Source organism: Acutalibacter muris, from assembly GCF_002201475.1.
GTDB lineage: Bacteria > Bacillota > Clostridia > Oscillospirales > Acutalibacteraceae > Acutalibacter > Acutalibacter muris.
Map to the genome: position 1 here is coordinate 3,504,564 of NZ_CP021422.1, position 23,181 is coordinate 3,527,744.

29 protein-coding genes, 4 tRNA genes and 1 pseudogene are annotated in these 23,181 nt (G+C 56.6%); 17 read left to right on the top strand and 17 right to left on the bottom strand.

Translation table 11 applies throughout. The features are described 5' to 3' along the window. Nucleotide 1: 1 nt before the first annotated feature. Nucleotides 2-955, bottom strand: coding sequence for an alpha/beta hydrolase (locus ADH66_RS17915; RefSeq protein WP_066537978.1), 954 nt, complete (start codon nucleotides 953-955; stop codon nucleotides 2-4). Between the two features lie 82 nt (nucleotides 956-1,037). Beyond that, nucleotides 1,038-1,574, bottom strand: a complete 537-nt coding sequence (locus tag ADH66_RS17920) for an inorganic diphosphatase (RefSeq protein WP_066537975.1) — start codon at nucleotides 1,572-1,574, stop codon at nucleotides 1,038-1,040. A gap of 71 nt (nucleotides 1,575-1,645) precedes the next feature. On the opposite strand from ADH66_RS17920, the gene ADH66_RS17925 reads away from it, so the two are divergent. Then, complete coding sequence (locus ADH66_RS17925; RefSeq protein WP_066537973.1) at nucleotides 1,646-1,936, top strand: YlmC/YmxH family sporulation protein; 291 nt, start codon at nucleotides 1,646-1,648, stop codon at nucleotides 1,934-1,936. A gap of 5 nt (nucleotides 1,937-1,941) precedes the next feature. On the opposite strand, the gene ADH66_RS17930 is transcribed toward ADH66_RS17925, so the two are convergent. Beyond that, nucleotides 1,942-2,796: a patatin-like phospholipase family protein gene (locus ADH66_RS17930; protein WP_066537971.1), complete on the bottom strand. Its 855-nt coding sequence runs from the start codon at nucleotides 2,794-2,796 to the stop codon at nucleotides 1,942-1,944. A gap of 121 nt (nucleotides 2,797-2,917) precedes the next feature. Here ADH66_RS17930 and trmB point away from each other — a divergent pair, with 121 nt between their 5' ends. Further along, on the top strand, nucleotides 2,918-3,565 hold the full coding sequence (gene trmB, locus ADH66_RS17935; RefSeq protein WP_066537969.1) for a tRNA (guanosine(46)-N7)-methyltransferase TrmB: 648 nt from the start codon (nucleotides 2,918-2,920) through the stop codon (nucleotides 3,563-3,565). On the opposite strand, the gene tsaD is transcribed toward trmB, so the two are convergent. The 3 genes and pseudogenes from tsaD to ADH66_RS17955 all read right to left on the bottom strand — a co-directional run. Then, complete coding sequence (gene tsaD / locus ADH66_RS17940) at nucleotides 3,546-4,574, bottom strand: tRNA (adenosine(37)-N6)-threonylcarbamoyltransferase complex transferase subunit TsaD (protein ID WP_066537966.1); 1,029 nt, start codon at nucleotides 4,572-4,574, stop codon at nucleotides 3,546-3,548. The genes trmB and tsaD overlap by 20 nt on opposite strands. Then, the gene (gene rimI / locus ADH66_RS21250; protein ID WP_236757116.1) at nucleotides 4,568-5,425 is read right to left on the bottom strand and encodes a ribosomal protein S18-alanine N-acetyltransferase; all 858 of its coding nucleotides are present in this window, start codon (nucleotides 5,423-5,425) and stop codon (nucleotides 4,568-4,570) included. The genes tsaD and rimI overlap by 7 nt, the downstream gene beginning before the upstream one ends. Before the next feature lie 170 nt (nucleotides 5,426-5,595). Continuing rightward, nucleotides 5,596-5,769: pseudogene (locus ADH66_RS17955) on the bottom strand (tyrosine-type recombinase/integrase); the annotation flags it as partial. 218 nt (nucleotides 5,770-5,987) lie between these two features. Here ADH66_RS17955 and ADH66_RS17960 point away from each other — a divergent pair. The 6 genes from ADH66_RS17960 to ADH66_RS17985 all read left to right on the top strand — a co-directional run bounded on the left by ADH66_RS17960 (nucleotide 5,988) and on the right by ADH66_RS17985 (nucleotide 9,640). After that, nucleotides 5,988-6,764, top strand: a complete 777-nt coding sequence (locus tag ADH66_RS17960) for a ParA family protein (RefSeq protein ID WP_066537964.1) — start codon at nucleotides 5,988-5,990, stop codon at nucleotides 6,762-6,764. Then, entirely contained in the window at nucleotides 6,761-7,690 is a 930-nt protein-coding gene (locus ADH66_RS17965) for a ParB/RepB/Spo0J family partition protein (RefSeq protein WP_066537595.1), read from the top strand. Before ADH66_RS17960 ends, ADH66_RS17965 begins: the two co-directional genes overlap by 4 nt. After that, the gene (locus ADH66_RS17970) at nucleotides 7,674-8,183 is read left to right on the top strand and encodes a hypothetical protein (RefSeq protein ID WP_066537961.1); all 510 of its coding nucleotides are present in this window, start codon (nucleotides 7,674-7,676) and stop codon (nucleotides 8,181-8,183) included. Before ADH66_RS17965 ends, ADH66_RS17970 begins: the two co-directional genes overlap by 17 nt. A gap of 70 nt (nucleotides 8,184-8,253) precedes the next feature. Next, the gene (locus ADH66_RS17975) at nucleotides 8,254-8,448 is read left to right on the top strand and encodes a hypothetical protein (RefSeq protein WP_066534515.1); all 195 of its coding nucleotides are present in this window, start codon (nucleotides 8,254-8,256) and stop codon (nucleotides 8,446-8,448) included. Further along, complete coding sequence (locus ADH66_RS17980; protein WP_066537588.1) at nucleotides 8,445-8,696, top strand: hypothetical protein; 252 nt, start codon at nucleotides 8,445-8,447, stop codon at nucleotides 8,694-8,696. The genes ADH66_RS17975 and ADH66_RS17980 overlap by 4 nt, the downstream gene beginning before the upstream one ends. Continuing rightward, the gene (locus tag ADH66_RS17985) at nucleotides 8,693-9,640 is read left to right on the top strand and encodes a DNA cytosine methyltransferase (RefSeq protein ID WP_066537958.1); all 948 of its coding nucleotides are present in this window, start codon (nucleotides 8,693-8,695) and stop codon (nucleotides 9,638-9,640) included. The genes ADH66_RS17980 and ADH66_RS17985 overlap by 4 nt, the downstream gene beginning before the upstream one ends. A gap of 402 nt (nucleotides 9,641-10,042) precedes the next feature. On the opposite strand, the gene ADH66_RS21255 is transcribed toward ADH66_RS17985, so the two are convergent. Then, nucleotides 10,043-10,495 carry a hypothetical protein gene (locus ADH66_RS21255; protein ID WP_066537956.1) on the bottom strand — a complete coding sequence of 151 codons (453 nt, stop codon included), beginning with the start codon at nucleotides 10,493-10,495 and terminating at the stop codon, nucleotides 10,043-10,045. A 65-nt stretch (nucleotides 10,496-10,560) separates the two neighbouring features. Then, entirely contained in the window at nucleotides 10,561-12,030 is a 1,470-nt protein-coding gene (locus tag ADH66_RS17995; protein WP_236757126.1) for an RNA-binding domain-containing protein, read from the bottom strand. A 390-nt stretch (nucleotides 12,031-12,420) separates the two neighbouring features. Here ADH66_RS17995 and ADH66_RS18000 point away from each other — a divergent pair, with 390 nt between their 5' ends. After that, entirely contained in the window at nucleotides 12,421-13,053 is a 633-nt protein-coding gene (locus tag ADH66_RS18000; RefSeq protein WP_066537953.1) for an HAD family hydrolase, read from the top strand. On the opposite strand, the gene ADH66_RS18005 is transcribed toward ADH66_RS18000, so the two are convergent. The 8 genes from ADH66_RS18005 to ADH66_RS18040 form a co-directional block, all read right to left on the bottom strand. After that, nucleotides 13,050-14,924 (bottom strand): heavy metal translocating P-type ATPase, encoded by a 1,875-nt coding sequence (locus ADH66_RS18005; protein ID WP_066537952.1) that lies wholly within the window; start codon nucleotides 14,922-14,924, stop codon nucleotides 13,050-13,052. The two genes, ADH66_RS18000 and ADH66_RS18005, sit on opposite strands and share 4 nt — an antisense overlap. A 19-nt stretch (nucleotides 14,925-14,943) precedes the next feature. After that, a complete protein-coding gene (locus tag ADH66_RS18010; RefSeq protein WP_066537951.1) occupies nucleotides 14,944-15,552 on the bottom strand; it encodes a class I SAM-dependent methyltransferase in 609 nt (202 codons plus the stop codon). Next, entirely contained in the window at nucleotides 15,549-15,767 is a 219-nt protein-coding gene (locus tag ADH66_RS18015; protein ID WP_066537949.1) for a cation transporter, read from the bottom strand. The genes ADH66_RS18010 and ADH66_RS18015 overlap by 4 nt, the downstream gene beginning before the upstream one ends. Nucleotides 15,768-15,801: 34 nt before the next feature. Then, nucleotides 15,802-16,254 (bottom strand): GNAT family N-acetyltransferase, encoded by a 453-nt coding sequence (locus ADH66_RS18020; RefSeq protein ID WP_066537948.1) that lies wholly within the window; start codon nucleotides 16,252-16,254, stop codon nucleotides 15,802-15,804. Nucleotides 16,255-16,259: 5 nt separating this feature from the next. Beyond that, a complete protein-coding gene (locus ADH66_RS18025; RefSeq protein ID WP_066537947.1) occupies nucleotides 16,260-16,607 on the bottom strand; it encodes an ArsR/SmtB family transcription factor in 348 nt (115 codons plus the stop codon). 316 nt (nucleotides 16,608-16,923) lie between these two features. Further along, complete coding sequence (locus ADH66_RS18030) at nucleotides 16,924-17,100, bottom strand: putative motility protein (protein WP_084384373.1); 177 nt, start codon at nucleotides 17,098-17,100, stop codon at nucleotides 16,924-16,926. 85 nt (nucleotides 17,101-17,185) lie between these two features. Beyond that, on the bottom strand, nucleotides 17,186-17,941 hold the full coding sequence (locus ADH66_RS18035; protein ID WP_066537946.1) for a heparan-alpha-glucosaminide N-acetyltransferase domain-containing protein: 756 nt from the start codon (nucleotides 17,939-17,941) through the stop codon (nucleotides 17,186-17,188). Further along, on the bottom strand, nucleotides 17,938-18,435 hold the full coding sequence (locus ADH66_RS18040; protein ID WP_066537945.1) for a deoxycytidylate deaminase: 498 nt from the start codon (nucleotides 18,433-18,435) through the stop codon (nucleotides 17,938-17,940). The genes ADH66_RS18035 and ADH66_RS18040 overlap by 4 nt, the downstream gene beginning before the upstream one ends. 120 nt (nucleotides 18,436-18,555) lie before the next feature. On the opposite strand from ADH66_RS18040, the gene ADH66_RS18045 reads away from it, so the two are divergent. Genes ADH66_RS18045 through ADH66_RS18055 form a run of 3 tightly spaced genes read left to right on the top strand, consistent with a single transcriptional unit; the run spans nucleotide 18,556 to nucleotide 21,737 of the window. Next, on the top strand, nucleotides 18,556-20,655 hold the full coding sequence (locus ADH66_RS18045) for a hypothetical protein (protein WP_066537944.1): 2,100 nt from the start codon (nucleotides 18,556-18,558) through the stop codon (nucleotides 20,653-20,655). A 21-nt stretch (nucleotides 20,656-20,676) separates the two neighbouring features. Further along, complete coding sequence (rsmA, locus tag ADH66_RS18050; RefSeq protein ID WP_066537941.1) at nucleotides 20,677-21,549, top strand: 16S rRNA (adenine(1518)-N(6)/adenine(1519)-N(6))-dimethyltransferase RsmA; 873 nt, start codon at nucleotides 20,677-20,679, stop codon at nucleotides 21,547-21,549. A 5-nt stretch (nucleotides 21,550-21,554) separates the two neighbouring features. After that, nucleotides 21,555-21,737: a hypothetical protein gene (locus ADH66_RS18055; protein WP_066537938.1), complete on the top strand. Its 183-nt coding sequence runs from the start codon at nucleotides 21,555-21,557 to the stop codon at nucleotides 21,735-21,737. A 46-nt stretch (nucleotides 21,738-21,783) separates the two neighbouring features. Here the strand turns inward: ADH66_RS18055 and ADH66_RS18060 are convergent, their stop codons facing one another. After that, nucleotides 21,784-22,080, bottom strand: coding sequence for a CD3324 family protein (locus tag ADH66_RS18060; protein ID WP_066537936.1), 297 nt, complete (start codon nucleotides 22,078-22,080; stop codon nucleotides 21,784-21,786). 280 nt (nucleotides 22,081-22,360) lie between these two features. Here ADH66_RS18060 and ADH66_RS18065 point away from each other — a divergent pair, with 280 nt between their 5' ends. The 5 genes from ADH66_RS18065 (at nucleotide 22,361) to ADH66_RS18085 (ending at nucleotide 23,149) form a co-directional block, all read left to right on the top strand. Beyond that, on the top strand, nucleotides 22,361-22,558 hold the full coding sequence (locus tag ADH66_RS18065) for a large ribosomal subunit protein bL28 (protein ID WP_066537932.1): 198 nt from the start codon (nucleotides 22,361-22,363) through the stop codon (nucleotides 22,556-22,558). Between the two features lie 104 nt (nucleotides 22,559-22,662). Further along, nucleotides 22,663-22,736, top strand: a tRNA-Gly gene (locus ADH66_RS18070). Nucleotides 22,737-22,806: 70 nt separating this feature from the next. After that, nucleotides 22,807-22,883 (top strand) — tRNA-Arg (locus ADH66_RS18075). A 4-nt stretch (nucleotides 22,884-22,887) separates the two neighbouring features. Beyond that, nucleotides 22,888-22,964, top strand: a tRNA-His gene (locus ADH66_RS18080). Nucleotides 22,965-23,073: 109 nt separating this feature from the next. After that, a tRNA-Gln gene (locus tag ADH66_RS18085) sits at nucleotides 23,074-23,149 on the top strand. Nucleotides 23,150-23,181: the final 32 nt, after the last annotated feature.

Genomic DNA, 23,181 nt, shown 5'->3' on the forward strand with positions numbered 1-23,181 from the left:
TCTAATGTTTCAGAAGGAACGAAAGGATATTTTCGCTTATTGCCTTGTACTCATAATCATGGACATAATGCGGGCAGTCTAATTCTATATATTCCCCCTCGTCAACCTGCGATATATATTCTATGGGGATTCTCCTCCAGGTATCTTTATCAAAACCTGTTCCGCCGGAACCGTCCGAAACAAACAGCAGTATCGGAAGCTGCGGGACCCCCATACTGTCTACCTTATCAGCGTTTTCCTTTACCCCCTCCATCTCGTTTATCATTGTCGCTGTGGCCGTCCGGCTGTAGAAAACGGCTTTATATATTTCTTTTTCCTCCTCCGACAAGGCACCGTGCTTTATAGCGTCGCTGTCCGAAATGCCCGGTATAAAGCGGGTCACTCCCATATTGGCCGCCCAGCCCGCAATGCGCATAAGCGGTATATTTATGTCCATGCTGTCATAATACTCCGGCACCGCCATGTCGAGCCCGATGATCGCGGACACCTCATCAGGGTATTTCCGCGCCCAGTACAGGGCCTCAAGCCCCGACATGGAGTGGGGACAGAGGACATAGGGCGCAGCTAATCCTGAGGCGGAAAGGGCAGCCCTTGTGTCCTCGAGTATAGAGTCGATACCCCTGTCCTTATCTACAACGTCACTGAAACCGTATCCAAATTTCTCTACGACCGCGATCTGATATCTGTCGCTTAAAAGAGAATAGAGGGACTTGAAATCCAGTATGGGAGAGCAGGTCCCGCCGCCCGACATGAAAACCAGCGTTGTGCCGCCTGTCCCTTCAACATATACGCTCATATCGTGTCCGTCAACCTCGACCATCTGTCCCAGCGGTGAACGCAGTTCAGCTTCCCTATTTAACTGTATCTGATGATTGATATATGTAGTAAGCAGCAGTGCAAATATTGCAATAATTACTATGCAGACTGCTCTTACAGCCTTTTTGCTTTTACTCATGTGACATCTCCTTTACGGTAATCCAATTATAAAATAACACCCGCTGAAAACCGGCTGCTTTCAGCGGGTGAGCGCTTAATATTTACGCCTTGCAAAAATCGTTCAGGTACTTGTCAAGACACGCGTCTATCACGGCCTTTGCGTCCTCGGGCCCCCGGGCCTCGCTTATCTCGGTGTTCTTGTCCTGCTCCAGCTGCTTATAGACCTTGAAGAAGTGGCGCATCTCCTCGAAGATGTGCATGGGCAGCTGGGAGATGCTCTTATAGCTGTTATAGGTGGGGTCGTCGAAGGGGATGGCGATTATCTTCTCGTCCTCAGAGCCGCCGTCGTCCATAATTATCACCCCGATGGGATAACAGCGCACCAGGGACATGGGGATGATGTTCTCCGAACAGAGCACCAGCACGTCCAGGGGGTCGCCGTCGTTTGCGTAGGTGCGGGGGATAAAGCCGTAGTTCGCCGGGTAGTGGGTGGAGGTATACAGCACCCTGTCAAGCTTCAAAAGCCCGGTGTCCTTGTCCAGCTCGTACTTGGACTTGCTGCCCTTTGAGATTTCAATTACGGCGAAAAAGTCGTCGGATTTAATGCGTTTTGGGGAGATATCGTGCCAGATGTTCATGTTTCTGCCTTCCTTCTGTGATAATATTTTTTGCCCCCGCATAAAAATGTATTTAGAGAGGGGGCGTTTTTATGCCATGCAGAATGGGAGAGCTGCGTCAAAAAGAGGTCATCAACGTCAGGGACGGCGGCCGGCTGGGCTTTGTGTGCGACGTGGAGATAGACACCCATACCGCCCAGGTCACTGCCCTGGTGGTATACGGCCGCTCCCGGCTTTTCGGCCTTCTGGGCCGGGAGCCGGACACGGTGATCCCCTGGAGGGATATCGAGATGATAGGCGGGGACATCGTGCTGGTAAAATGCGACGCGCCGCCGCAGAGCGAAAGCCTTTTTATGAAGCTCTGGAAAAAGCTGACGGGTTAAAAGGGTCAACTCTCCAGGTACTCCCTGAGCTTCGGCAAAGCCCCGCGGCAAACCTCCTGCCCCTGGTCATACAGCGCCTGAAGCTTCTCCACGTCCTTCTCCGTGCGGGACACAGTGACAGGCTCCCTTGGGCGTATCACAAATATCTTACCCTCTGCCTCAAGCCGGTCTATCTCGCCCAGCTCCGCGTTATAGTGCCTAGGCACGTTGAGTATGGCCCGCACCAGCTCCGGGTACCTCCTGTAGACCCGGGCATACACCCTGGCCATGGCCCTGGAAACAGGCTCCTTGCGGTAGCCATGCTCCCTGGTGGTGACCACCACCACCTTGTCATAGCCCTCCTCAAGGGGCTTTTTATAGGGTATGGACACGGACAGGCCGCCGTCAAGACAGGGCTCCCCCTCCACCGTCACCATGGGGGCCAGAAGGGGCAGACTGGCGCTGGCCCTTATGGCCGGGTAGATATCCTCCACCTGGCTTTTTTCGTAGTACCTTACGCCGCCGTCTATGCAGCTTGTGGCAACGGCGGTGTATTTTATGGGGGAGTTTTTAAAGGTCTCCCTGTCAAGGGGTATCAGGGTATCGCTTATCTCCCCGAAGAGAAAATCGAAGTTGAAGATGCTCTTATTCTTCACAAGACTCCTAAAGCCCATGTACCTGGGATCGTTCACATACCCCAGGTTCACCGCCGCCGTGCGGCCCTTCTGCCCGGCGACGATGTTCACCCCCGTAAGGGCCCCGGCGGACACGCCGATAACGCCGTCCCACAGGAGGCCCTCCTCCATCATCAGGTCTGTGACCCCCGCCGAGAACAGGCACCTGAGGGACCCGCCCTCCAGGGCCAAAGCTTTTCTGCTCATATCAAAACTGTCCTTTCGGTCATTTTTTAATTGCTATTTTACACCTTATGGGCCAAAGTTTCAAGTTGATTTTGCCGCTCCGAAATGTTAAAATAATATGAAAAAGCCAATGGAGGACAAAATGCGTATAAGAAAAAAGGCCTGGGCCCGGCCGGAGCTTTCCGCGTGCCCCTACTACATAGAGGACCCCCGGGAGCTTCGGGGCCGCTGGCAGGAGCTCTTCGGGAAGAAGCGGCCCCTATACCTGGACCTGGGCTGCGGCAAATGCGTGTATCTTGCCGCGGCGGCGAAGGCGGAGCCCGAGGTGAACTTTGTGGGCATAGACATCAGCTATGACATACTGGGCGTTGGCCGCAGGAATATCCAGCAGGCCTTCGGCGATAAGGAGCCGGACAATGTGCTGCTCTGCTATTACAACATAGAGCGTCTCCCGGAGCTTTTCGCCCCCGGCGAAACTGACCGGCTGATAATAAATTTCTGCAACCCCTGGCCCGCCGCCCACTGCCACAAGCGCCGCCTGACCCATACCCGCCAGCTTTTAAAGTACAAGCCCCTGCTTTCGGAAAAGGGCGAACTATGGTTCAAGACCGACAACGACGACCTATACCTGGCCACAAAGCGTTACTTAAAGGAAGCCGGTTTTGAGATAACCTTCGACACAAGGGACCTGCACGCCCTGAAGGACCCGAATAATATACTCACTGAGCACGAAGTAAAATTCACCTCTGAGGGTATCACCACCAAAGCCCTCAGAGCAAGGCCGCGCTGAAGCTCTCCCCAATGTCCATCTGGGGATAGGCGTTAAGTCCCATGCCCGCCGTGTGGCCGTTTATAAACTCATAATACCCCTGGGCCGCTATCATGGCGGCGTTGTCCCCGCAGTATCTAAGCTCCGGAAGGTACAGCGCAGCGCCGGTCTCCCGGCTCAGGGCCTCAAGCTCCCTTCTCAGCAGCCGGTTGGCGGAAACGCCCCCGGCTGCCGCTATCCTCCCGGCCCCGCTCTCCCGAACCGCCGTACCGAAGTGGTCCACAAGGTACTCCACCACCGCCCGCCGGTAACTGGCGCAGAGGTTGGGCACGTTTATCTCCTCCCCCCTCTGCCGTGCGGAGTTCAGAAGGTTCAGAGCGGCGGTCTTCAGCCCGGAGAAGCTGAAATCCAGGGGCGAGCCCTCCACCCTGGGCCTCGGGAGCTTATACGCCCCCGGGTCGCCGCCCTCGGCTATTTTGTCCAGCTCCACCCCGCCGGGATAGGGTATCCCCATGGCCCGGGCGGCCTTGTCGAAGGCCTCGCCCGCCGCATCGTCCCTGGTGCGCGCCACGACATCCAGCGTGCAGTAGTCCCCCACGTCCACAATATGTGAGTGCCCCCCGGACACCACCAGGCATAAAAACGGCGGCTCCAACTCCCCATGGCTCAGGTAATTCGCCGCAATATGCCCCCTCAAGTGGTGCACCGGCACCAGGGGCAGATCTGCCGACAGGGCCAGCCCCTTCGCAAAGTTCACCCCCACCAGCAGCGCCCCTATAAGCCCGGGGGCATAGGTGACGGCGACGGCAGAGACGTCGGATATGGCCGCACCGGCTTCGTCAAGGGCCCCGCTTACCACGGCGGTTATTGCCTCGCTATGCCTGCGGGAGGCTATCTCCGGCACCACGCCGCCGTATATTTTGTGCTCCTCTATCTGGCTTGCCACCACCGACGAGAGCACCCTTCGCCCGTCCTCCACCACCGCCGCGGCGGTCTCGTCGCAGGAGGTCTCTATCCCCAGAATCAGCATCCTTCCTCCTCCTTAAAAGTCAAAGTGTATATGAGCCCGTCCTCCCGGGGCTTCTCATAGAAATCACGGCGCAGGCCGGCCTTTTTAAAGCCCAGGCTCTCGTACAGGGCTATGGCCGGGGCGTTGGAGGGCCGCACCTCCAGGGACACGAACAGCCCCCCATGCTTCCCCGCGTATCCCACAAGATAGGACATTATCTGGCGGCCTATCCCCCGCCGCCTGCTCCCGGGCGCAACGGCGATATTGTCAATATAATACTCCCCGGCGGCGTTGCGCATACCGCCGTAGCCCGCCACGCGCCCCTGAAGCTCTGCCGCCACATACACGGCCAAGGGGTTTATAAGCTCCTCCTTAAAGCTCTCCATGCTCCAGGGCAGGGAGAAGCATTCCCGCTCTATGGCCTCCACCTGGGGCAGGTGCCCCAGCTCCATCGGCACTATCCGCGCGCCGCCAAGAGCGTCCCGGAACCTCAGAAGCTCGGCCATTATTCGGTCCCGGCAGGCCCTGTACACCTCCAGGTCCCCGCCGTATGGGTCCGCTATCTCCCCCGGATAGTACACCTTCTCCGGCGGCACCCCCGCGCCCTCAAGCACCGCACCGTGAGCCCGGGTCATAGGGAAAAACATATCCCATTCCGAAAGCTCTCCCCGGGCAAGCTGCCGGGAGCGGTGGGCGGATATGTCGGCCCCCAGCTCCTCACAGCAGACCACCGCCTGGGTGGTGGCCGGCTGCCCCGGCACGGCGGAGAGCCCGGCGCTCCCACACTCATGCTCCGGGGCAAGGACACGGAACAGGCCCTCGGCCATGGGGCTGCGGCAGGTGTTGCCGGTGCAGACAAATAAAATTTTCATGGGGTCGCCTCGATTCTTTATAAGTCTGTTTTTTGGCTCTGTTGCTGGGTTTTTCGCGGTTTTTCTCCTTCGGTGGATTCTTGTCCGCTTATGAAAATCTCCGCAAATCTCCATATTTGGGGGGGTGTTTTGGTGTCAAACTGGTGTCAAAATTGGTGTCAAATCTGGTGTTAGGCCTCCACCGGTTCAGCCCCCTTATCCGGCGCAGAACTTACCTTGCCAAAGGCGTGCGCTGCCGCCTCATAGCTGGAGTGTGTATAGATGTTCAGGGTGGTGTTCACGTCCGAGTGGCCCATCAGATATTGAAGGCTCTTGACATCCATACCGGCGTTTGCCATTTCTGTACAGAATGTGTGCCCTTATGGCATAATAAGGACAAATCGAAAATCCCAGTGATTTCTAGGGGATTCGGGTTTGTCCTTATTCTTTTTCCATGAAAAAAAGGGCGAAAGGAGGCCAAAATGAACCGGGCAAAAAAGCGGCGTGTCACATTAAGGACAAAATTTTAATCAAGCGTGAAACCATACAATATGAACAAATATAACCGAAAGGAACAAAAAGCATGAGCAAGGTAATCGCAATCTGCAACCAAAAAGGCGGGGTCGGCAAGACCGTCACCACCGTAAACTTAGGCATCGGCCTAGCCCGCCAGGGTAAACGTGTCCTGCTGGTGGACGTAGACGCACAAGGCTCTTTGACCGCCAGCCTGGGCTACCAGCACCCGGACCAGTTAGAGGAAACCATTTCCACTGTGCTGGGCAAGGTCATAGAGGACAAGCCCCTTCTCCCCGGCGAGGGAATTATCCACCATAAGGAAGGAGTTGACCTGCTCCCCGCCAACATCGACCTTGCGGCTATTGAGGTCACGCTGGTGAACATCATGAGCCGGGAAACTATCCTCCGTGAATACCTAAACACTGTCCGCGACCAGTACGACATCATTCTCCTGGACTGCTGCCCCTCGCTGGGTATGCTTACCATCAACGCCCTATCAGCCGCCGACACGCTTATTATCCCAATGATGGCCCATTACCTCTCGCTGAAAGGTATGGAGCAGCTCATGAGGACCATCGGCAAAGTAAAGAGGCAAATCAACCCAAACTTGACCATCAGCGGTATTCTCGTCACAATGGCCGATATGCGGACCACCTACTCGCAGGAAATCGTGGAACTGCTGAGAAATTCCTATGGCAGTCAACTCAAAATTTTCGACGCCATCATTCCCCGCTCCATCCGTGCGGCAGAGACCAGCGCCGAGGGCAAGAGCATATTTCTTCATGACCCCTCTGGAAAAGTCTCTGCGGCATATGAGGCCCTGACCTTAGAGGTAGCGTCATGAAAAGCAGCGCGGCGAAAATACAAATAACCGGCCTGGACGATTTATTTGGCGGAATCCCGGCCCAGGTTGCTGCTGACCAAATTCAAGAGCTTTCTTTGAGGGAACTGCATCCCTTCAAGGAGCACCCCTTCCATGTGGCGGACGATGAGAAAATGCGGGAAATGGCCGAGAGCGTGGCCCAATACGGTGTTCTGGTGCCTGGTATCGTCCGGCCAAGGCCCGAGGGCGGCTATGAAATCATAGCGGGCCACCGGCGCTCAAGAGCCAGTGAGCTGGCCGGGAAAGAGACCATGCCGGTTATCGTCAGGGATATGGACGATGACGAGGCCACGATTGTCATGGTGGACAGCAATTTGCAGCGGGAGAAGATTCTGCCCAGTGAAAAGGCGTTTGCCTATCGGATGAAACTTGAGGCGATAAAACATCAGGGTCAGAGAACAGATTTTACTTCTGGCCCACTGGGCCAGAAGTGGTCTCGAGACGCAGTATCAGCTAATTCTCCAGACAGCGCAAGGCAGATTCAACGGCTCATACGCTTGACGGAGCTTGTTCCATGTCTGTTGGACCTTGTTGACCAAGATAAGTTCCCATTGCGGCCAGCCGTAGAAGTTTCATACATCCCTATGGACGGGCAAGAGCTGCTGTATAACGTAATTGAGAACAAGTCTTTCGGGCCACCGTCTATGGAACAGGCGAAAAAGCTGAGAGAATGCAGTGAGCGCACCGAATTGACAACGAGCCTTATTATTGACATCATCTCAGATGAAAAACCCACGCCACTACAAGTCACCCTCAAAAATAAATGCCTGAGCCAGTATTTCCCCAAAGACTACACACAGAAACAGATAGAGGAGGTCATCCTCTCCCTGCTGGAAACCTGGAAGTATCAACAGAAAGGGGCTGTGACAGATGGCAGCAACAGCTAGAGTAATCAGCGTTAAGGGCACCGCTTTCGGTCAGGATATGCTGGAGGTCTTAGCTGAGAGACAGCTTGAAAAAGTCTCGTTTTGCGAGTTGGATATCTCGAAATCTATTCTAACCTTAAAAGACCATCTTGTCAATAGGCTCAGCCACGATAACTGGAGAGCTGACCCCGGCCTGTGCCAGCCGGAACTGCGCTACCTTTACCCCATCTACTTCGATTCCGTTCGCGTCCTGCTGGCAGAGTGCGTGGCTGAGTTCTTCCAGACCGGCGGGATCTATATGGCTGTTCTGGACCCCTACCGCATGGAGTATGTGGAGCATGAGATAAGAGTGCTGATACTTAGGCCGGAGGAGGTTTCCTCTCTCCTGCGGGCGCTCAAGAAAGTTCTGGACCCGGGCCATGACCTGATTGCCAGATGGAGGGACCCCTCTGACCAGGAGAGGTGGCTGGAGCACCTCCAAACGCTCCAACAGGCTATAAGCAAATTACAGTAAATACAGTTTCCTGCCCCATTACTCTTTGTGGTGGGGCTATTTTTGTACCCATTTTTAGGAGGCATCGACCATGAAAGATGATTTTTGGGACATTTGTAACTGCCCGGAGTGCGGTTACTTTAGCTCAGGTAAACCCCACTGCTGCGGTTTACCAAAGCGTATAACGGAGCGGGACAAGCCCTATATCCGGGGGGCCGTGCGGACCTGCCACTGCGTCAATCCCCGCCTGTGGGAATTTTATGAGAGCTTGGGGGCGGGGAAATGAAGGAGGCTTTTGGTCCGGCAGACAATATTGCCGACGGAAAAATGTACCTGCGTTTGGCGGCAGATATGGATAACCGCATAGCGGAGTTAAGAGACAGATTCAATTCCACCGGCGATATGCAGTTTTATTATAAAATTCAGGAATTGAAGAAAATCCGGCGCGAACACCGGGACACGGCGGCGCTCCTGCTGCGCCGGGGCGAGCTCCGGGAAAGGGAAAAAGCGGGAAAGGGGGAGCATTGCCGATGATGAAACTCCTGCTGGGCGGCTCGCCCTGCACCCACTGGAGTATCGCCCAATCGCGCCACAGAGAGACCAGGCCGGAGGGCCAGGGCTGGGAGCTGTTCCGCAACTATCTTATCGCAAAGGAGCGGTATTGTCCAGACTTTTTCCTCTATGAGAACAACAAAAGCATGGCGCCGGCTATCCGGGAGCAGATCACGGCGGAGCTGGGTGTGGAGCCGATATTCATCAACTCCGCCCTGGTGTCCGCCCAGAGCCGCCAGCGGCTTTACTGGACGAACATACCCGGAGTAGAGCAGCCCGAGGACCGTGGGCTGGTGCTGCGGGACATTTTGGAGAGCGGCCTGCCGCTCCGGGAAAAAGGGTACACACTGAAAGCCAACTATGCCAACTCTAACGCGGCCAACGCCCTGGATAGCAAGCACTTCCCCGCGACAATGGCGGCGGAGCCAATCCGAGTGGGCGCCATCGAGAGCAGCACCGGCTCAGAGGGCCAGGGCCACAGAGTGTACTCTGCGGACGGAAAGAGCAAGACCCTCTGCGGCAACGGCGGCGGTGCGGGAGCGAAAACTGGGCTTTACACAGTCCCCACCGGGATGGCATGGCGGGGCCATGCAAACGCTGATAACCCATCCTCCTTTGAGGCCCGCCCTGACCAGAAAGCTAACGCTGTCATTGTAGGCCACCAGAGCCGCCTTGTGATAGAAACTGCTGATGGCAGGAGTTTCCCGGCCTATGAGGTCAAAAACGGTCGGATTGCAATAAAGGGTCGGGAGTATCCCATACGGCTGGCAGACGGTTTCTACATCATCCGCAAGCTGACGGTTTTGGAGTGTATGCGACTGCAAACGGTCCCGGAAGACTACATATTCCCGGTGAGCAACTCCCAGGCATACAAAATGCTGGGCAACGGCTGGACGGTGGAGGTTATCGCACATATCCTTCTTTGAGCGGGTGCTCCTGTCAGGGAACCTCAACTTCCTGCTGAACCATGCCACCAGCTTCCCGAAACGCGACTGTCCCACGTTCCCTTTGTGCGTATTTGCGCCGAGAAAACGTATTTCCTCGAAAATGCGCACAACTTCTTCCTGAGCCGGTAATGAAACCTCCGTACCAGTGGGGTACGCTTTATTAAAAATGAGACAGCCGTAGCTGCCAGGCAGACGATACAGAGAAAAGGCATCCCCATGCTTTTTCAAGAATCTCCATACCTTGGTCTTTTCCCAGCCCCAGCGCTGTCCCAGGGTTTCCAACGTCAAATTCGCGCCGTATTTGCCGTACTGAATCGTAGGCGCTAAAAAGGAGAACCCATTGTCTGAGTCCTCCCATACTGTGTGACACCATAGGTCGAGCTAGGCGTCTGCTTCTTCAAATTTGTAATGCCGTTCTACTAATCGCTCCGTGATGTTCCGGGGCAGACAGAGGAAACCGTAGCCATCCGTAGTGTAGACAGCTCCATCTGAGCACTCTTTACCAGAACATTGCACCACCCATTCGGTGATTTGGTAGGTTAGCTTTTTCGTTTCTTTGTCCAGTTCATAAGTCAGGTAGCCGAGCTGGGCCAGCTTATCCAATGCTTCCAAGGCCTTGGCGCGGCTCCTAACGCCCAGAATACTTTTGAGACCCACTATGCCTCCAGCCCACATACCCGGCTCTACAGCGTTCTCGTAGCCGCAATAGGAGGCCACGCCCTTACGGAACGCCGCACGGCTCGCCAGGCGCATCCATGCACCCATAAGCCCCTTGCCGGTGGGCAGGGCATTTCTGGGCAACTTGACCCAGTTATACTTTTGCAGGCATTTCATATGCGCCTCTCCTTTCGTAAAAATGAAAAAGCGGCTTCAACATCCGAAACCGCTTATATCTCTTATCAGTTTTTCAATTTATATTGTCTGTTGCGATTAGCTCCTGTACTCTCAAGGATCTTCTGTGAAACCATTTCGCTGAGGATAGCCCGCGCTCTCGATGGGCTGACACCCAGCAGCTCAGCAATTTCTGATGCTTTGCCCTCGCCGTGTCGGCTTAGGTATTGCCGGACGCTCTCCTGCTGGGGTGTGAGGAGTGTTTTATCGCTTGTGTTATCGCCTTCTTTGTCGCTTGCGTTCTCAATATCAAGCGATAAAGTGATTCTGTCCGGTTCAAACTCCTCAGTATATCTCGGCTCAGTCCATCCTTGGTCGGACCACACGGAAAATATACTTGGAATACCGTTCCCGGCTCTCTCACCAATATCGATCAGCGTGAACATTTTCAGCAGCGTGCTGTTGCGCGGGTCGGATATGCCTCCGCTTTTCGCGGCGTCAAGCTCAATACGGAAACGTCCCGGATTTGAGAATGTGATCTGTTCCCGGCCTTTAATAACCACAACACCCTGCCTTCCATAATAGTCGGCGTTCACCAGGCAGTTGGCCAGCGCCTCTCTCAGCGCCTGGTGCAAAGGCGTATCGTCCACCCGAACACCGCTTTTCAGCTTGAAAGGCACCTTGACGTCCTGTGTCAGCTTGTTGTATGCCCTAAAGTAGAAATCATATATATTGCCGCTCCAGTCGCCTGATGAAGAGATGATACGGTCTGTCCATCGGGTAGTATCATCGTACCGCTCCTGGTAGTCCAAAAAGTAGTGGTTAAATTCTCTTACGATCTCATACTCGCTGCCAAACATGAGAAGCCCTGCTGATGTAGGGTGCTTTCTGCCGTCTTTCCCAATCGCAACGGCTCCAATACGAAGCAGAAAATCAGCATCATCCAATCCCTCCCAAACATGGCCGGGCCGGGAAAGCCTCATTCTCTGACGATAACTGCGAACGCTTTCGCTGTTAAACACATCCAAGTCCATCTCATCCAGCACTAACATATCCTGTGACATAACAGCGGCGTCCCGTACCATGGCTTGGTATTCCTCTTTTGTGCAGTGATAGTCTCCCTCGCCGTTTCGGCGGTATGTGCCGGTTATTGGGTTACCTCCCACATAAACCGGGCGGTACGGGCGGTCAGCGCGGGGCACATTGATAACGATGATCTGATTTCCACCCACATCCTGCACATACACATCTTTGCCGGACAGAATATTAACGCTGACCTTATTCTGATTGTTTATGGTATCCCAAAACTCCTTTATCAGCTTCTCGGGTTCCGATATATTAACTGCCTCAAAACTCTTGTCATCCTTTTCAGCTACACCCAGCAGGATAACGCCGCCGAGGGTATTGGCAAAAGCGGAATAGGTCTCCCAAATGCTCCTGGGTATTCCCCCTTGCGCTTTCTTTGCTTCGATTTGGTTATTTTCTTTATATTTTCCTAAATCAGAAAAATCAATCATGAAAATGCCCTCCTGCATCATCCACTCTGCCGCAAGACGATATCATAAACTATAGTATACCACATAACGCCTGGAAACTGCAACTGAGATTTTCACTGCTCCATTTGGCAAAAGGAGCAGCCCTTTTCAGGCTGCTCCTTCATAAGCGTTTATCTCTCTATACCATATCATGCGCTTTTGGTGTCAAATTGGTGTCAAATCACGGTTCGGCATCCAAAATCCCCAGCCATTTCGGGGCTTTCCGGCAGTCTGTTTGTATAATGCCGGTGCAGACAAATAAAATTTTCATGGGCGCTCCCCTTTTTTCACAATAGGTATTGTATATTTTAAAGTATACTATGTCCGGGAAAAAATTGCAATGGGTGAAAAACCATGATATAATACCCGTACCAAAAGACATGGAGGAACCATATGAAATATATCATCTGGGACTGGAACGGCACGCTATTGGACGACGTATCAGTCTGTATAGACGTAATGAACGGTATGCTTCGTCGCCGGGGGCTCCGGGAGCTTACCCCGCGCCGCTACCGGGAGATATTCGGTTTCCCTGTGGAGGGCTACTACCGGGCGGCGGGGCTGGACCTGGAGCGGGAGCCCTTCCCCGCTCTGGCGGCCGAGTATATCGAAGAGTTTAACCGCAGGGCCCTGAACTGCGGGCTGCGCCGGGGCGCGGAAGGCGCGCTTAAAGGGCTGCGTGACCGGGGGTACGCCCAGCTTCTCGTGTCCGCGTCAGAACGCAGCGCCCTCCTGGAGCAAGCGGGACGCTATGGCGTCACAGGGTATTTCCAGGCGGTGCTGGGAACAGGCGACGTCCTGGCCGTCACCAAGGAGGGCATCGCCCGGGAGTACATGGAGGCAAACGGGATATCAAGGGACAGCGCGGTATTCATAGGAGACACCTGCCACGACTGGCAGGTGTCAGAGAAAATAGGCTGCCGCTGCCTGCTGGTGGAGGGCGGCCACATGAGCCGGGAGAGGCTGGAGAGTACCGGGGCCCCTGTGGCAGAGGACATAGCCGGAATATTAAAGGAGATTTCCTAGCTTTTCGCCCCCAGCGCCCTTGTGGCGTTGAGCACCGCCAGCACCATCACGCCCACGTCCGCGAAAACCGCCAGCCACATACCCGTAAGCCCTATGGCCGTCAGCAGCAGTACCAGCGCCTTTACGCCCAAGGCAAACCAGATATTCTCCTTGACTATGACTATGGTCTTGCGGGATATCCGTATAGCTATATCAAGCTTAGACGGTTTGTCGTCCATAAGCACCACGTCCGCCGCCTCTATGGCCGCGTCCGAGCCCAGGGCCCCCATGGCAATGCCCACGTCGGCCCGGGACAGCACCGGCGCGTCGTTGATGCCGTCGCCCACAAAGGCCAGCCGGCCGCGCTTAGGCTCCTGCCCCAGCAGCTCCTCTACCTTATCCACCTTATCCGCCGGCATGAGCTCCGTACACACTTGGTCGATACCCAGCTCCCGGGCGGCGCCCTCTCCGGCCGCCCTGCTGTCCCCGGTGAGCATGACGGTGCGTATTCCCCGCTCCTTCAGCCGGGCCACGGCTTCCCCGGCGTCGGGCTTGGGCCGGTCGGCGATAATTATATGTCCAGCATATGCGCCGTCCACGGCTATATGCACAATCGTTCCTGCGGAGCGCTCCGTTCCCGCTGCGGCGCTTTCAGAACAGGAGACCCCCATCTCCTCCATAAGTTTCCTGTTCCCCGCGCATACGCTCCTGCCGTCTACCTGCACCCGCACCCCACGACCGGAGAGCTCCTCCGCTTCTCCCACCCGAGAGCGGTCCAATTCGCCGCCGTAGGCCTCCTTTAAGGACCGGGAGATGGGGTGGTCGGACCAGCTCTCAGCCAGGGCGGCCAGCTCCAGCAGCTCCTTTTCGGCCATACCGACAGGGCGTATCTCCGCCACCTGGAATACCCCCCGGGTCAGGGTGCCGGTTTTGTCAAAAACCACCGTGTCCACCGCCGCCAGGGCCTCCATATAGTTGCCGCCCTTTATAAGTATGCCCTGCTTCGAGGCCCCTCCGATGCCCCCGAAGAAACTTAAGGGTACCGATATCACCAGGGCGCAGGGACAGGACACCACCAGGAAGGTCAGCGCCCGTTTTATCCACTCTCCCCAGCCGCCCACGAACAGGGGCGGAAGTACCGCCAGCAGCACGGCCCCGATAACCACCGCCGGGGTGTAGTACCGGGCGAAGCGGGTTATGAAGTTCTCGGCCTTGGCCTTCTTGCTGGAGGCGTTCTCCACCAGGTCCAGTATCTTCGCCACGGTGCTTTCCCCGAACTCCTTTTCAACCCTTATCCTCAGCACTCCGCTGAGGTTCACGCAGCCGCTGGGCACGCTCTCCCCGGCGCATACGCTTCGGGGCATACTTTCCCCGGTCAGGGCCGCGGTGTTCAGGGTGCTGGCCCCCTCTATCACCGTGCCGTCCAGGGGTATTTTTTCCCCGGGCTTCACCACTATGATATCGCCCACAGCCACGTCCTCCGGGTCTGCCTGAGTCACTTCGCCGTCGCGCTCTAGGTTTGCGTAGTCAGGCCGCAGGTCCATCAGGGAGGATATGGACCGCCGGGATTTACCCACGGCGTAGCCCTGGAACAGCTCGCCCACCTGGTAGAACAGCATGACAAACACCGCCTCGGGGTACTCGCCCTCGCCGAAGAAGCCGGTGCAGAAGGCCCCCACCGTGGCAAGGGCCATAAGGAAGTTCTCGTCGAAAACCTGGCCGTGGGCGATATTTCTGACCGCCCGCCAGAGCACGTCCCAGCCCACGGTAAAGTAAGCCGGCAGGAACAGCGCGAACCGCCAGGGGCCCTCATAGGGCACAAGCACGGCGGCTATGAGAAGGGCCGCGCTTACTATAATGCGCAAAAGCATGGTCTTTTGTTTCTTAGTCATAATCCAAAAATCTCCTTTTTCAAAGCTTTCCCAATACCCCGAAGCCCACCGGCAGCCGCCCCTCCAGCCGCTTTAAGCAGAGCACCTCCGCCCCGCAGCTCTCAAGCAAAACCCCATAGCCCTCAAGGGTGTACCTCTCCTGAAACAGAAACCCCAAGGCCTGATAGGCCCCGATAGCCGCTCGGAAACCCGCCCCGGCCTCGCCCTGTAAGTACGTGGGCAGTATCACCCGTCCGCCCGGGCGGACACAGGAGAGCAGGCAGTTGACGGCCCGCCGGGGCTCCTCCAGCAGGTGCAGGACGTTTCCGGCGATCACCACGTCAAAGGGCTCCTCCGGCGGCGGGGCGAAGATATCCCGCCGGGAAAACTCCATGTTCATGAGACCCGCCCGCTCCCCTTTCCCTTTGGCCCGGGCCAGCATATCCGGGGACAGGTCCGTGCAGAGCACATACCCGGCCCGCCTGGCCGCCGCCAGGGACAGGGCCCCAGTGCCCGCCGCGCAGTCCAGCACGCGGCTTCCCGGCGGCACCCAAAGGGCCGTCTCCCGCTTCATAGCGAGGTTCGCCCGGCGGTTTAGAAGCTCCGCAAGGTCGTAAAGCCCGGCTACCCGGTCCCAGAAGCCCCTCAACGTACTATCCTGCAGTCCGGCTCCACCTTCTTGCAGGCCTTTTCTATCTGGTCCATTATCTCCTCGAACCTCCCCTCGTCGGCGGTGACGGTGAGCTTCTGCATCATGAAGCTCACGTTGGCCTCCTCAACGCCGGGGAGCTTTTTAATTGCGGCCTCCATCTTCGCCGCGCAGTTGGCGCAGTCCAGGTCGATGAGTTTAAAGCGTTTTGTCATAATTAACCCTTCTCTCCTTCAAATAAGTATAATTTTAATATAAGTGTTTTATATACACCGGGTCGCCGTTCTTGGCGGCAAAGCCCGGGTCGTGCCTGTAGCCGTGCTTAATGTAGAAACCTGGGGCGGTGTCCGTGGTCAGCGCCACGGCTGTTATCCTCTTTTGCTTAAAATATTCCTCCGCAAGCCCCAGGAGCTCCGAGCCGCAGCCCTGCCCCCGGTATTCCGGCGCTATCCAGAACTCCCGGATAAAGCCCAGCGTCTTCTTCATAAACCAGCCCTCGCAGTCCATAGGGCAGAACTGTATGAACCCCACGGCCCTCCCGGCCTCTATGCCAAGATACGCAAGGTTCCCCCGGCCGTCGGAGCCCATCTCATGAAAGAGCCCGTCCCAGTCCCTTACATTGACGCCCAACTCATTAAAGTAGAGCTTGAAGCTCTCTTGAAATTCTCCCCCTGTGAAATCGCTTATCAGCTTTGTCTCCATTTTCCTCACTCCGTGATATGCTCCATGCCCTGGTCCAGTATGGTGCGCACATGGTCGTCGGAAAGGGAGTAGAAGATGGTCTTCCCCTCCCGCCTATACCGCACCAGCTTCGCCTTTTTCAGCACCGCCAGCTGGTGGGAGATAGCCGACTGGGTCATGCCCAAGAGCTCCGCTATGCCGCACACGCACATATCCGACTCGAAGAGCACATAGAGTATGCGGATCCTTGTGGAGTCCCCGAATATCTTAAAGAGCTCCGACAGGTCGAAAAGCTCCTCCTCACCGGGCATTATCTCGTTGACCCTCTTGACGGTCTCCTCATGCACGTGGGTATAGGCGGTTGGGTTTTCCATTTTTCATCGTCCTTTCATATGAGCAATCGTTCATATGTATTATATGCCCGGGTTCTCAAAATGTCAATAGGGATATGAAAAATTTTTAAATTGCTTTACTTGCGGCACAAACGAATATTGGAAACTTGAGTGCGCGGCAGAAATTTATCCGAAAGGAAGTAATGGAAGCAGCCGCCATTGAATACGCAGCGTTCAACGATTGTGGCAAATTGAAGGACGCATATTATTAAGGACCGCCGCAGGGGACAGTATCCCTGCGGCGGTCCTTGCGTTCGGCCATAGAAAGCAAAGGCCCCAAGAGAGGGGGCCTTCTGCCTCAGGCGTAAACGTCAAAGGTATAGGGGCTTGGGGGCAGCATCCGCTCCAGCTCCTGGGCGGCAAGCTCCTGGGCGTCGTCCATTGCCATGCGGGTAACGGCCATGGAGTAGTCCGCCGCCAAATTAGACGCGCTGTAGGAGCTGGCAAGGGAAGCCACCGAGCTCAAAGGATCCATAACAATACCTCCTTTTTTGTACTATACAAATTTTATCACACTTACAAAAAAATTGCAAGACGGCAAGGGTAAAGGCCCCACATTTTTACAGTCCCTGAAGGGCGGTAAATACCGCCATAAGCGCCGGCTGATGCAGCAGGTACACCGCAAGGCTGTGCCGGCCTATAAGGGCAAGGGGTCCTATGCCCGGGCGCAGCCTGTCCATCACCCTTTGGCGCGAGCCTATAAGCCGCCATAAAAAGTATCCGCAGAGATACAAAAACACCCAAGGCACTAGGGGAAAATAATCCGAGGACCAGAACCCCGGCCCCGGCAGCCCCAGCACCGCCAGAAGGTCCCACTGATAGAGCCAGCCGGGCAGGGTAAAGAGCCGCAGCCCCTCGAAGCCTATATACCCAGAGGGCACCCCCCGGGTCAAAAAGAACGCCAGAGCCGAAAGGGCCAGGCCCAGCCCCGCCGGGAAGGGCGGCAGCCCCAGCTTATTCCACAGGGCCCAAACCCCGCACTGTATAAGGGCACAGAGCCCCAGAAGGTACAGCACCCCGAAGATTATCCGCTCCGACGGCATGGCAACGGCGGTGACAAGGGTCACCAGGACCCCCGCCCCCAGTATGACAAGGCCGTGGCGCATAGGACGCTTTGAGAGCCGGAAGCAGAAGCCCGAGAGCAGTATGAACCCCCAGCATATACTCTGCTGCCAGGCATAGCCTATGGGCCCGGTGTACCAGTCCATGGGCACACCCATAATATACACCACGTCGTACAGCCCGTGATAGGCCGTCATATTGATAAGCAGTATCCCTCTTATGGTGTCAAGAAGGTGGTATCTCTCCCGGCTCAATAGCCCAGCTCCCCCCTGAGAGACTCGTCGTCCTCCACCCAGGTTTTAACGTCTATGCTCCTGAAGCTGTCCTTGTCGTCCCGGACTATCACCCGGGCTATCCCGGCGTTTATGACCATGCGCTTGCACATGGAGCAGCAGACGGCGTTTTTTATATAGCTGCCGTCGGAGACCTCCTTGCCCACAAGGTATAGGTCGGCCCCAAGCATTTCCTTTCTGGAGGCGCTTATGATGGCGTTGGCCTCAGCATGCACCGAGCGGCAGAGCTCGTACCTCTCCCCTCTCGGTATCTCCAGCTTCTGCCTAAGGCAGTACCCCAGGTCCGAGCAGTTGGCCCGGCCCCTGGGCGCGCCCACATAGCCGGTGGACACCACCTCGTCGTCCTTCACAATCACCGCCCCATAGTGATGCCTAAGGCACGTGCACCGCTGGGCCACTATCTCGGCCAGGTCCAGGTAGTAATTTATCTTGTCCCGCCGCTCAAAGCCGCTCATACTCATTCCCCCGGATATGTTTTTTCTTATTTTATCACATATAAGTGGGAAAGGCAACTTTACTTTTCCTCCGGGAAATGATAAAATACATACAACGGCATCTTTGAGGGGTGAGAGGATTTGTACGGCTCGTTCACAGGCGGCATGGCCGCCGTAGTTTTCCTGTGCTTTTTCCAGCTCTGCGGCCTGTGCCTTTCGGCGGTAATATTCCCCCGGGAGGGCCCGGGGACAAGGGCCCTCCTGGGCAGCGTCCTGGGCAGCGTCTCCCTGCAGTGGCTCCCGGCCCTTATGGGCTTTGTGTCCGGCTTCACCCGGGCGGGGCATATGGCGGCGGCGGTGATAATTACGCTTGCCGTCTGCGGGACGCTCATATGGGCCAAAAGGTCCGGGCGGGCCGTATCTATAGGCATAAAGGACCTCCCCGGCGCGTTCCTGCGGCACAAATTTCTATTTTTCGTCCTGGCTCTGTGGATAGTATACTGCGTACTGGTCCCCCACTCCTTCTACTGGCAGGACAATATAATCTACAGCAGCCAGGCCACCTACGGCGATATGTCCATGCACCTGAGCTTTATCACAAGCCTAGCCCGCCAGGGGACCTTCCCCCCAAGCTACTCCCTTCTGCCGGGCACAAGGCTCAGCTACCCCTTTCTCTCGGACAGCATCTCCTCGAGCCTGTACCTTCTGGGCGCGCCCCTGCGCCTTGCCTATTGTCTGCCCATGCTCCTCTCCGGGGCCCAGGTGTTCTTCGGGGGCTGGCTGTTTTTAAGGGTCCTTTCCGGGAGCGATAAAAAGGCCGGGCTGGCCTTCACCTTCTTCTTCTTGAACGGCGGGCTGGGGCTCATGTACTTCCTGGGCGGGGAGGAGGGTAACTTCTCCCGCATTTTTACCGCCTTTTACGAGACCCCCACCAACTACTCCCTGGAGAATATCCGCTGGGTCAACGTGATAGTGGACATGATGCTGCCCCAGCGGGCCACCTTGTTCGGCTGGGCCCTATTATTTCCCACCCTGTACCTGCTTACAAGGGCCGTGTTCCACCATAAGCGTCGGTACTATCTTATAGCCGGGCTCATGGCCGGGGCCCTGCCCATGATACATACCCACTCCTTTCTGGCCCTGGGCCTGGTCTGCGGGGCCTGGCTCACGGCCCGGCTCTTCAGGGACAACAGGCTCTCCGTGTTCGCCGCGCGCCTTGGAAAGGCGCTGATACCCCTGGGGCTCATAGCCATGCTGACAATGCAGGCCGTGCTCTCTCCCGAGGACCGCAGCAACTCCGACAGGCTCCTGGGGCTTTTCCTCTCGGTGTTCTCCCTATGGGCCGGTGTGCTCCTGCTGCTCCTTATAGGCTCCATAAAAAAGCGCAGGATAAGACCCGTCATATTCACCTGGGGTGCGCTCCTGCTGGCCGCCCTGGCCCTCGCTCTGCCCCAGCTCTTTACCTGGACCTTTCGTCAGGTGTCAAGCGGCGGCATGGTCCGGGGGCATTTCGGCTGGGTCATAGGCGACGACAACTATCTGTGGTTCTATCTGAAGAACATAGGCCCCGTGTGGGTGTTCGCCCTTATAGGCCTGCTTACGGCGGATAAAAGGCGCTTTGCCCGGTGCTGCCCGCCCATGGCCATATGGTTCGTAGCGGAGCTTATTGAGTTCCAGCCCAACGACTACGACAATAATAAGCTGTTGTATGTAGGTTTCCTGTTCCTCTGCTGCGCGGCGGCGGACTGTATCTGGGGCCTGCTGGAGCTGATACCCAAAAAGGCCCCGCAGCTTGTATCGGCGGCGCTTCTCTCCGCCCTGCTGGCCGCCCCCGCCGCTTTGACCGTAGCCCGGGAGTATGTGTCCCGCTATGAGCTTTACGGCACCGGGGCCATGAACCTTGCCCTGTTCATCGACGACCAGCTCCCAAGGGACGCGGTCCTCATGACCGACCAGCGGCACAATAATGAGGCCGCGGCCCTGGCCGGCCGGAACATCGTCTGCGGCTCTCCCATCTACCTCTATTATCACGGGCTCAACTACTATCAGCAGGAGTGGGACCTGCGGACCATGTATGAGGAGCCGGGAAAGAATTTGGAGCTGTTTAAGAGGCACGGCGTAGATTATGTGCTCATAAGCGACTTCGAAAAAAAATCCTATACGGTGGACACGGCCTGGTTCGATGAAAACCTCCCCAAGGAGTTTGACGACGGCGGGCGCATACTGTACCGCGTAGATTGATTCATGAAAGGAGCAAAACCCATGCCCCCCTCCCTCTCCGACCCCCGCGCCCTGCGGGAGCTTTTACAACGCCACGGCCTGCGTCTCTCCAAGGGCCTGGGCCAGAACTTCCTGATAAACCCTTCTGTCTGCCCCCGGATGGCCGCCGCCTGTGGCGCGGAGGGCTGCGCCGGGGTCCTGGAGGTGGGCCCGGGGGTGGGTGTGCTCACCCGGGAGCTGTCCTCCACAGCTAAAAAGGTGGTCTCCGTGGAGCTGGACCACAGGCTGCTGCCGATTTTAGAGGAGACCCTCTCGGACTGTACTAACGTGGAGATAGTCCAGGGTGACATACTAAAGCTGGACCTTCACCGGCTCATAGAGGAAAAGCTCTCCGGCGGGCCCGTGTGCGTCTGCGCCAATCTCCCTTACTATATCACCTCGCCGGTGATAATGGCCCTTTTAGAGGGCGGCCTGCCCCTTACCGCCGTCACCGTCATGGTGCAGAAGGAGGCGGCGGCGCGGCTCTGCGCACCGCCGGGGGTGCGGGAGTGCGGGGCCGTCAGCGTCAGCGTCCACTACCGAAGCCGCCCCCAGGTGCTGTTCCAGGTGGGCCGGGGGAGCTTTATGCCCCCGCCCAATGTGGACTCCAGCGTAATACGCTTCGATATGCTCCCGGAGCCCCCGGTAAGGGTCCGGAACGAGGACATACTTTTCAAAGTGGCCCGGGGGGCCTTCGCCCAGCGGAGAAAGACGGCGGCAAACTCCCTCTCGGGAGCCCTTCGGCTGCCGAAGGGGCTTATAGAGGGGCGGCTGGCGCAAGCCGGAATACCGATAAATGCCAGGGCCGAGCAGCTGACCCTTGCCCAGTTCGGGACGCTGTCCGATGCCCTTTGCGACGATATTTACGGGGGGTGAAGTGAATGAGTGAATTGGAGCGCGGGCTGTACCGTTTCCTGCTGATAGTGGACGGCCTTGCGATACTGGTCAGCATGGTGGCGGGCCCGCTGCGGCACACCTCGATAGCCATCGGGTCGGCTGCCTCGGCGGCGCTGATATCCGTGTGCCTGATAATCTACGGGCTGCATTTCTGGCCCAGGCAGTAATTTGAATAGAATGGATAGGCCCACGGCAGCATTGCCGCGGGCCCTCTCATTTGCCTTTATGTCCGGCTTCGCCGGCCTTTCGCTCCTCTAGAATTATCCTGCGGACGGTCTTCTCCGTCAGGAAAAACTCCCCGGCAAGCTGTTCCGGGCTTTCGCCCTCCAGATACCGGCGGTATATCTCCCGGTTGCGCCGGGCGGTCTCCGCCTTGCTGTGGGTGCGTTCGCCCCAGGACAGCCGGTTCTCCTCTTTTCGGGGAATGTACAAATAGGCCCCGTCCACATACTGCTGAAGCTGACTGAGAAGCTTCGCGGGCAGTATGTCCTGTGCCTTTACATAGCGCATAGGTGCTCCTCCTAAAAATAAGTTTTCCAGGATGAGCAAAGGCTATTGCGCTGTTGTTCACATTTATTTAGCGCCCAGCCTTTGCTATGCGCCCTCTACAGATCGGGTCAAAGCGGTCTCCCCCCTTATCGCTCATTTGATGGTATCATTATAACCCAAACGCGCTGGCGCTGCAAGCGCGGATTTGGCTCTGTAATGTCACAAGGCTTGCGGTCCCCACATCCGTCCCTTATACTGGAAGCAAAGCCCAAAGCATAGGCCCGGAAAGGAGGGAACGGATTTGCGCTGTGAAATCTGCGGAAAGACCACCGTATTCGGCAAGAAGGTGGCCCATGACCGAATGTATATCAACGCCCGCACGCCGAAAAAGATAAAGCCCAACCTGCACCATATGATGGTGGACACGCCAAAGGGTAGGAAACGGATGACGGTGTGCACCCGCTGTATGCGGACGCTGCGAAAGCGCGAGACGCTCTGACGCATCTTGCGCTGAAAAAAATATCTTGACGAACGGCCGCGATTATGCTATAATCAGACGGTGGACAGGGAGGGGTTAAAAACCCGGCTTGCCCACCGATAGCTGCGGGTGTAGTTCAGTGGTAGAACTCCAGCCTTCCAAGCTGGTCGTGTGGGTTCGATTCCCATCACCCGCTCCAAAGCGCCCATAAGGGCGTTTCCCCGAAAGGGGAAGATATTTTCGTGGGCCAAAGGGTATGCCCCGGACACGCGCCAATAGCTCAGCTGGATAGAGCAACTGCCTTCTAAGCAGTAGGCCAGGGGTTCGAGTCCCTTTTGGCGCGCCATATGGTGGACGTAGCTTAGCTGGTCAAAGCGCCAGATTGTGGCTCTGGAGACCGTGGGTTCGAATCCCACCGCCCACCCCACACTAAGAGTTCCTGAAATTTCAATTTCAGGAACTCTGTGCCTTAGCCCTTGGCTAAGGTCAGAGGCACGGAGTTTAATTCTTGTAATTAGGCTCCGTGTCTCCCATATTGGGCTGTCGCCAAGCGGTAAGGCAACGGACTTTGACTCCGTCATCCCGTGGGTTCGAATCCCGCCAGCCCAGCCAAAAGGAGACAAAAGCATTTAGAGGCTTTTGCC

Excerpts from the sequence above, each read along its gene's own strand:
- ADH66_RS17915 (WP_066537978.1), bottom strand. The coding sequence starts at position 955 with ATGAGTAAAAGCAAAAAGGCTGTAAGAGCAGTCTGCATAGTAATTATT.
- ADH66_RS17920 (WP_066537975.1), bottom strand. The coding sequence starts at position 1,574 with ATGAACATCTGGCACGATATCTCCCCAAAACGCATTAAATCCGACGAC.
- ADH66_RS17925 (WP_066537973.1), top strand. The coding sequence starts at position 1,646 with ATGCCATGCAGAATGGGAGAGCTGCGTCAAAAAGAGGTCATCAACGTC.
- ADH66_RS17930 (WP_066537971.1), bottom strand. The coding sequence starts at position 2,796 with ATGAGCAGAAAAGCTTTGGCCCTGGAGGGCGGGTCCCTCAGGTGCCTG.
- trmB (WP_066537969.1), top strand. The coding sequence starts at position 2,918 with ATGCGTATAAGAAAAAAGGCCTGGGCCCGGCCGGAGCTTTCCGCGTGC.
- tsaD (WP_066537966.1), bottom strand. The coding sequence starts at position 4,574 with ATGCTGATTCTGGGGATAGAGACCTCCTGCGACGAGACCGCCGCGGCG.
- rimI (WP_236757116.1), bottom strand. The coding sequence starts at position 5,425 with ATGAAAATTTTATTTGTCTGCACCGGCAACACCTGCCGCAGCCCCATG.
- ADH66_RS17960 (WP_066537964.1), top strand. The coding sequence starts at position 5,988 with ATGAGCAAGGTAATCGCAATCTGCAACCAAAAAGGCGGGGTCGGCAAG.
- ADH66_RS17965 (WP_066537595.1), top strand. The coding sequence starts at position 6,761 with ATGAAAAGCAGCGCGGCGAAAATACAAATAACCGGCCTGGACGATTTA.
- ADH66_RS17970 (WP_066537961.1), top strand. The coding sequence starts at position 7,674 with ATGGCAGCAACAGCTAGAGTAATCAGCGTTAAGGGCACCGCTTTCGGT.
- ADH66_RS17975 (WP_066534515.1), top strand. The coding sequence starts at position 8,254 with ATGAAAGATGATTTTTGGGACATTTGTAACTGCCCGGAGTGCGGTTAC.
- ADH66_RS17980 (WP_066537588.1), top strand. The coding sequence starts at position 8,445 with ATGAAGGAGGCTTTTGGTCCGGCAGACAATATTGCCGACGGAAAAATG.
- ADH66_RS17985 (WP_066537958.1), top strand. The coding sequence starts at position 8,693 with ATGATGAAACTCCTGCTGGGCGGCTCGCCCTGCACCCACTGGAGTATC.
- ADH66_RS21255 (WP_066537956.1), bottom strand. The coding sequence starts at position 10,495 with ATGAAATGCCTGCAAAAGTATAACTGGGTCAAGTTGCCCAGAAATGCC.
- ADH66_RS17995 (WP_236757126.1), bottom strand. The coding sequence starts at position 12,030 with ATGATGCAGGAGGGCATTTTCATGATTGATTTTTCTGATTTAGGAAAA.
- ADH66_RS18000 (WP_066537953.1), top strand. The coding sequence starts at position 12,421 with ATGAAATATATCATCTGGGACTGGAACGGCACGCTATTGGACGACGTA.
- ADH66_RS18005 (WP_066537952.1), bottom strand. The coding sequence starts at position 14,924 with ATGACTAAGAAACAAAAGACCATGCTTTTGCGCATTATAGTAAGCGCG.
- ADH66_RS18015 (WP_066537949.1), bottom strand. The coding sequence starts at position 15,767 with ATGACAAAACGCTTTAAACTCATCGACCTGGACTGCGCCAACTGCGCG.
- ADH66_RS18020 (WP_066537948.1), bottom strand. The coding sequence starts at position 16,254 with ATGGAGACAAAGCTGATAAGCGATTTCACAGGGGGAGAATTTCAAGAG.
- ADH66_RS18025 (WP_066537947.1), bottom strand. The coding sequence starts at position 16,607 with ATGGAAAACCCAACCGCCTATACCCACGTGCATGAGGAGACCGTCAAG.
- ADH66_RS18030 (WP_084384373.1), bottom strand. The coding sequence starts at position 17,100 with ATGGATCCTTTGAGCTCGGTGGCTTCCCTTGCCAGCTCCTACAGCGCG.
- ADH66_RS18040 (WP_066537945.1), bottom strand. The coding sequence starts at position 18,435 with ATGAGCGGCTTTGAGCGGCGGGACAAGATAAATTACTACCTGGACCTG.
- rsmA (WP_066537941.1), top strand. The coding sequence starts at position 20,677 with ATGCCCCCCTCCCTCTCCGACCCCCGCGCCCTGCGGGAGCTTTTACAA.
- ADH66_RS18055 (WP_066537938.1), top strand. The coding sequence starts at position 21,555 with ATGAGTGAATTGGAGCGCGGGCTGTACCGTTTCCTGCTGATAGTGGAC.
- ADH66_RS18060 (WP_066537936.1), bottom strand. The coding sequence starts at position 22,080 with ATGCGCTATGTAAAGGCACAGGACATACTGCCCGCGAAGCTTCTCAGT.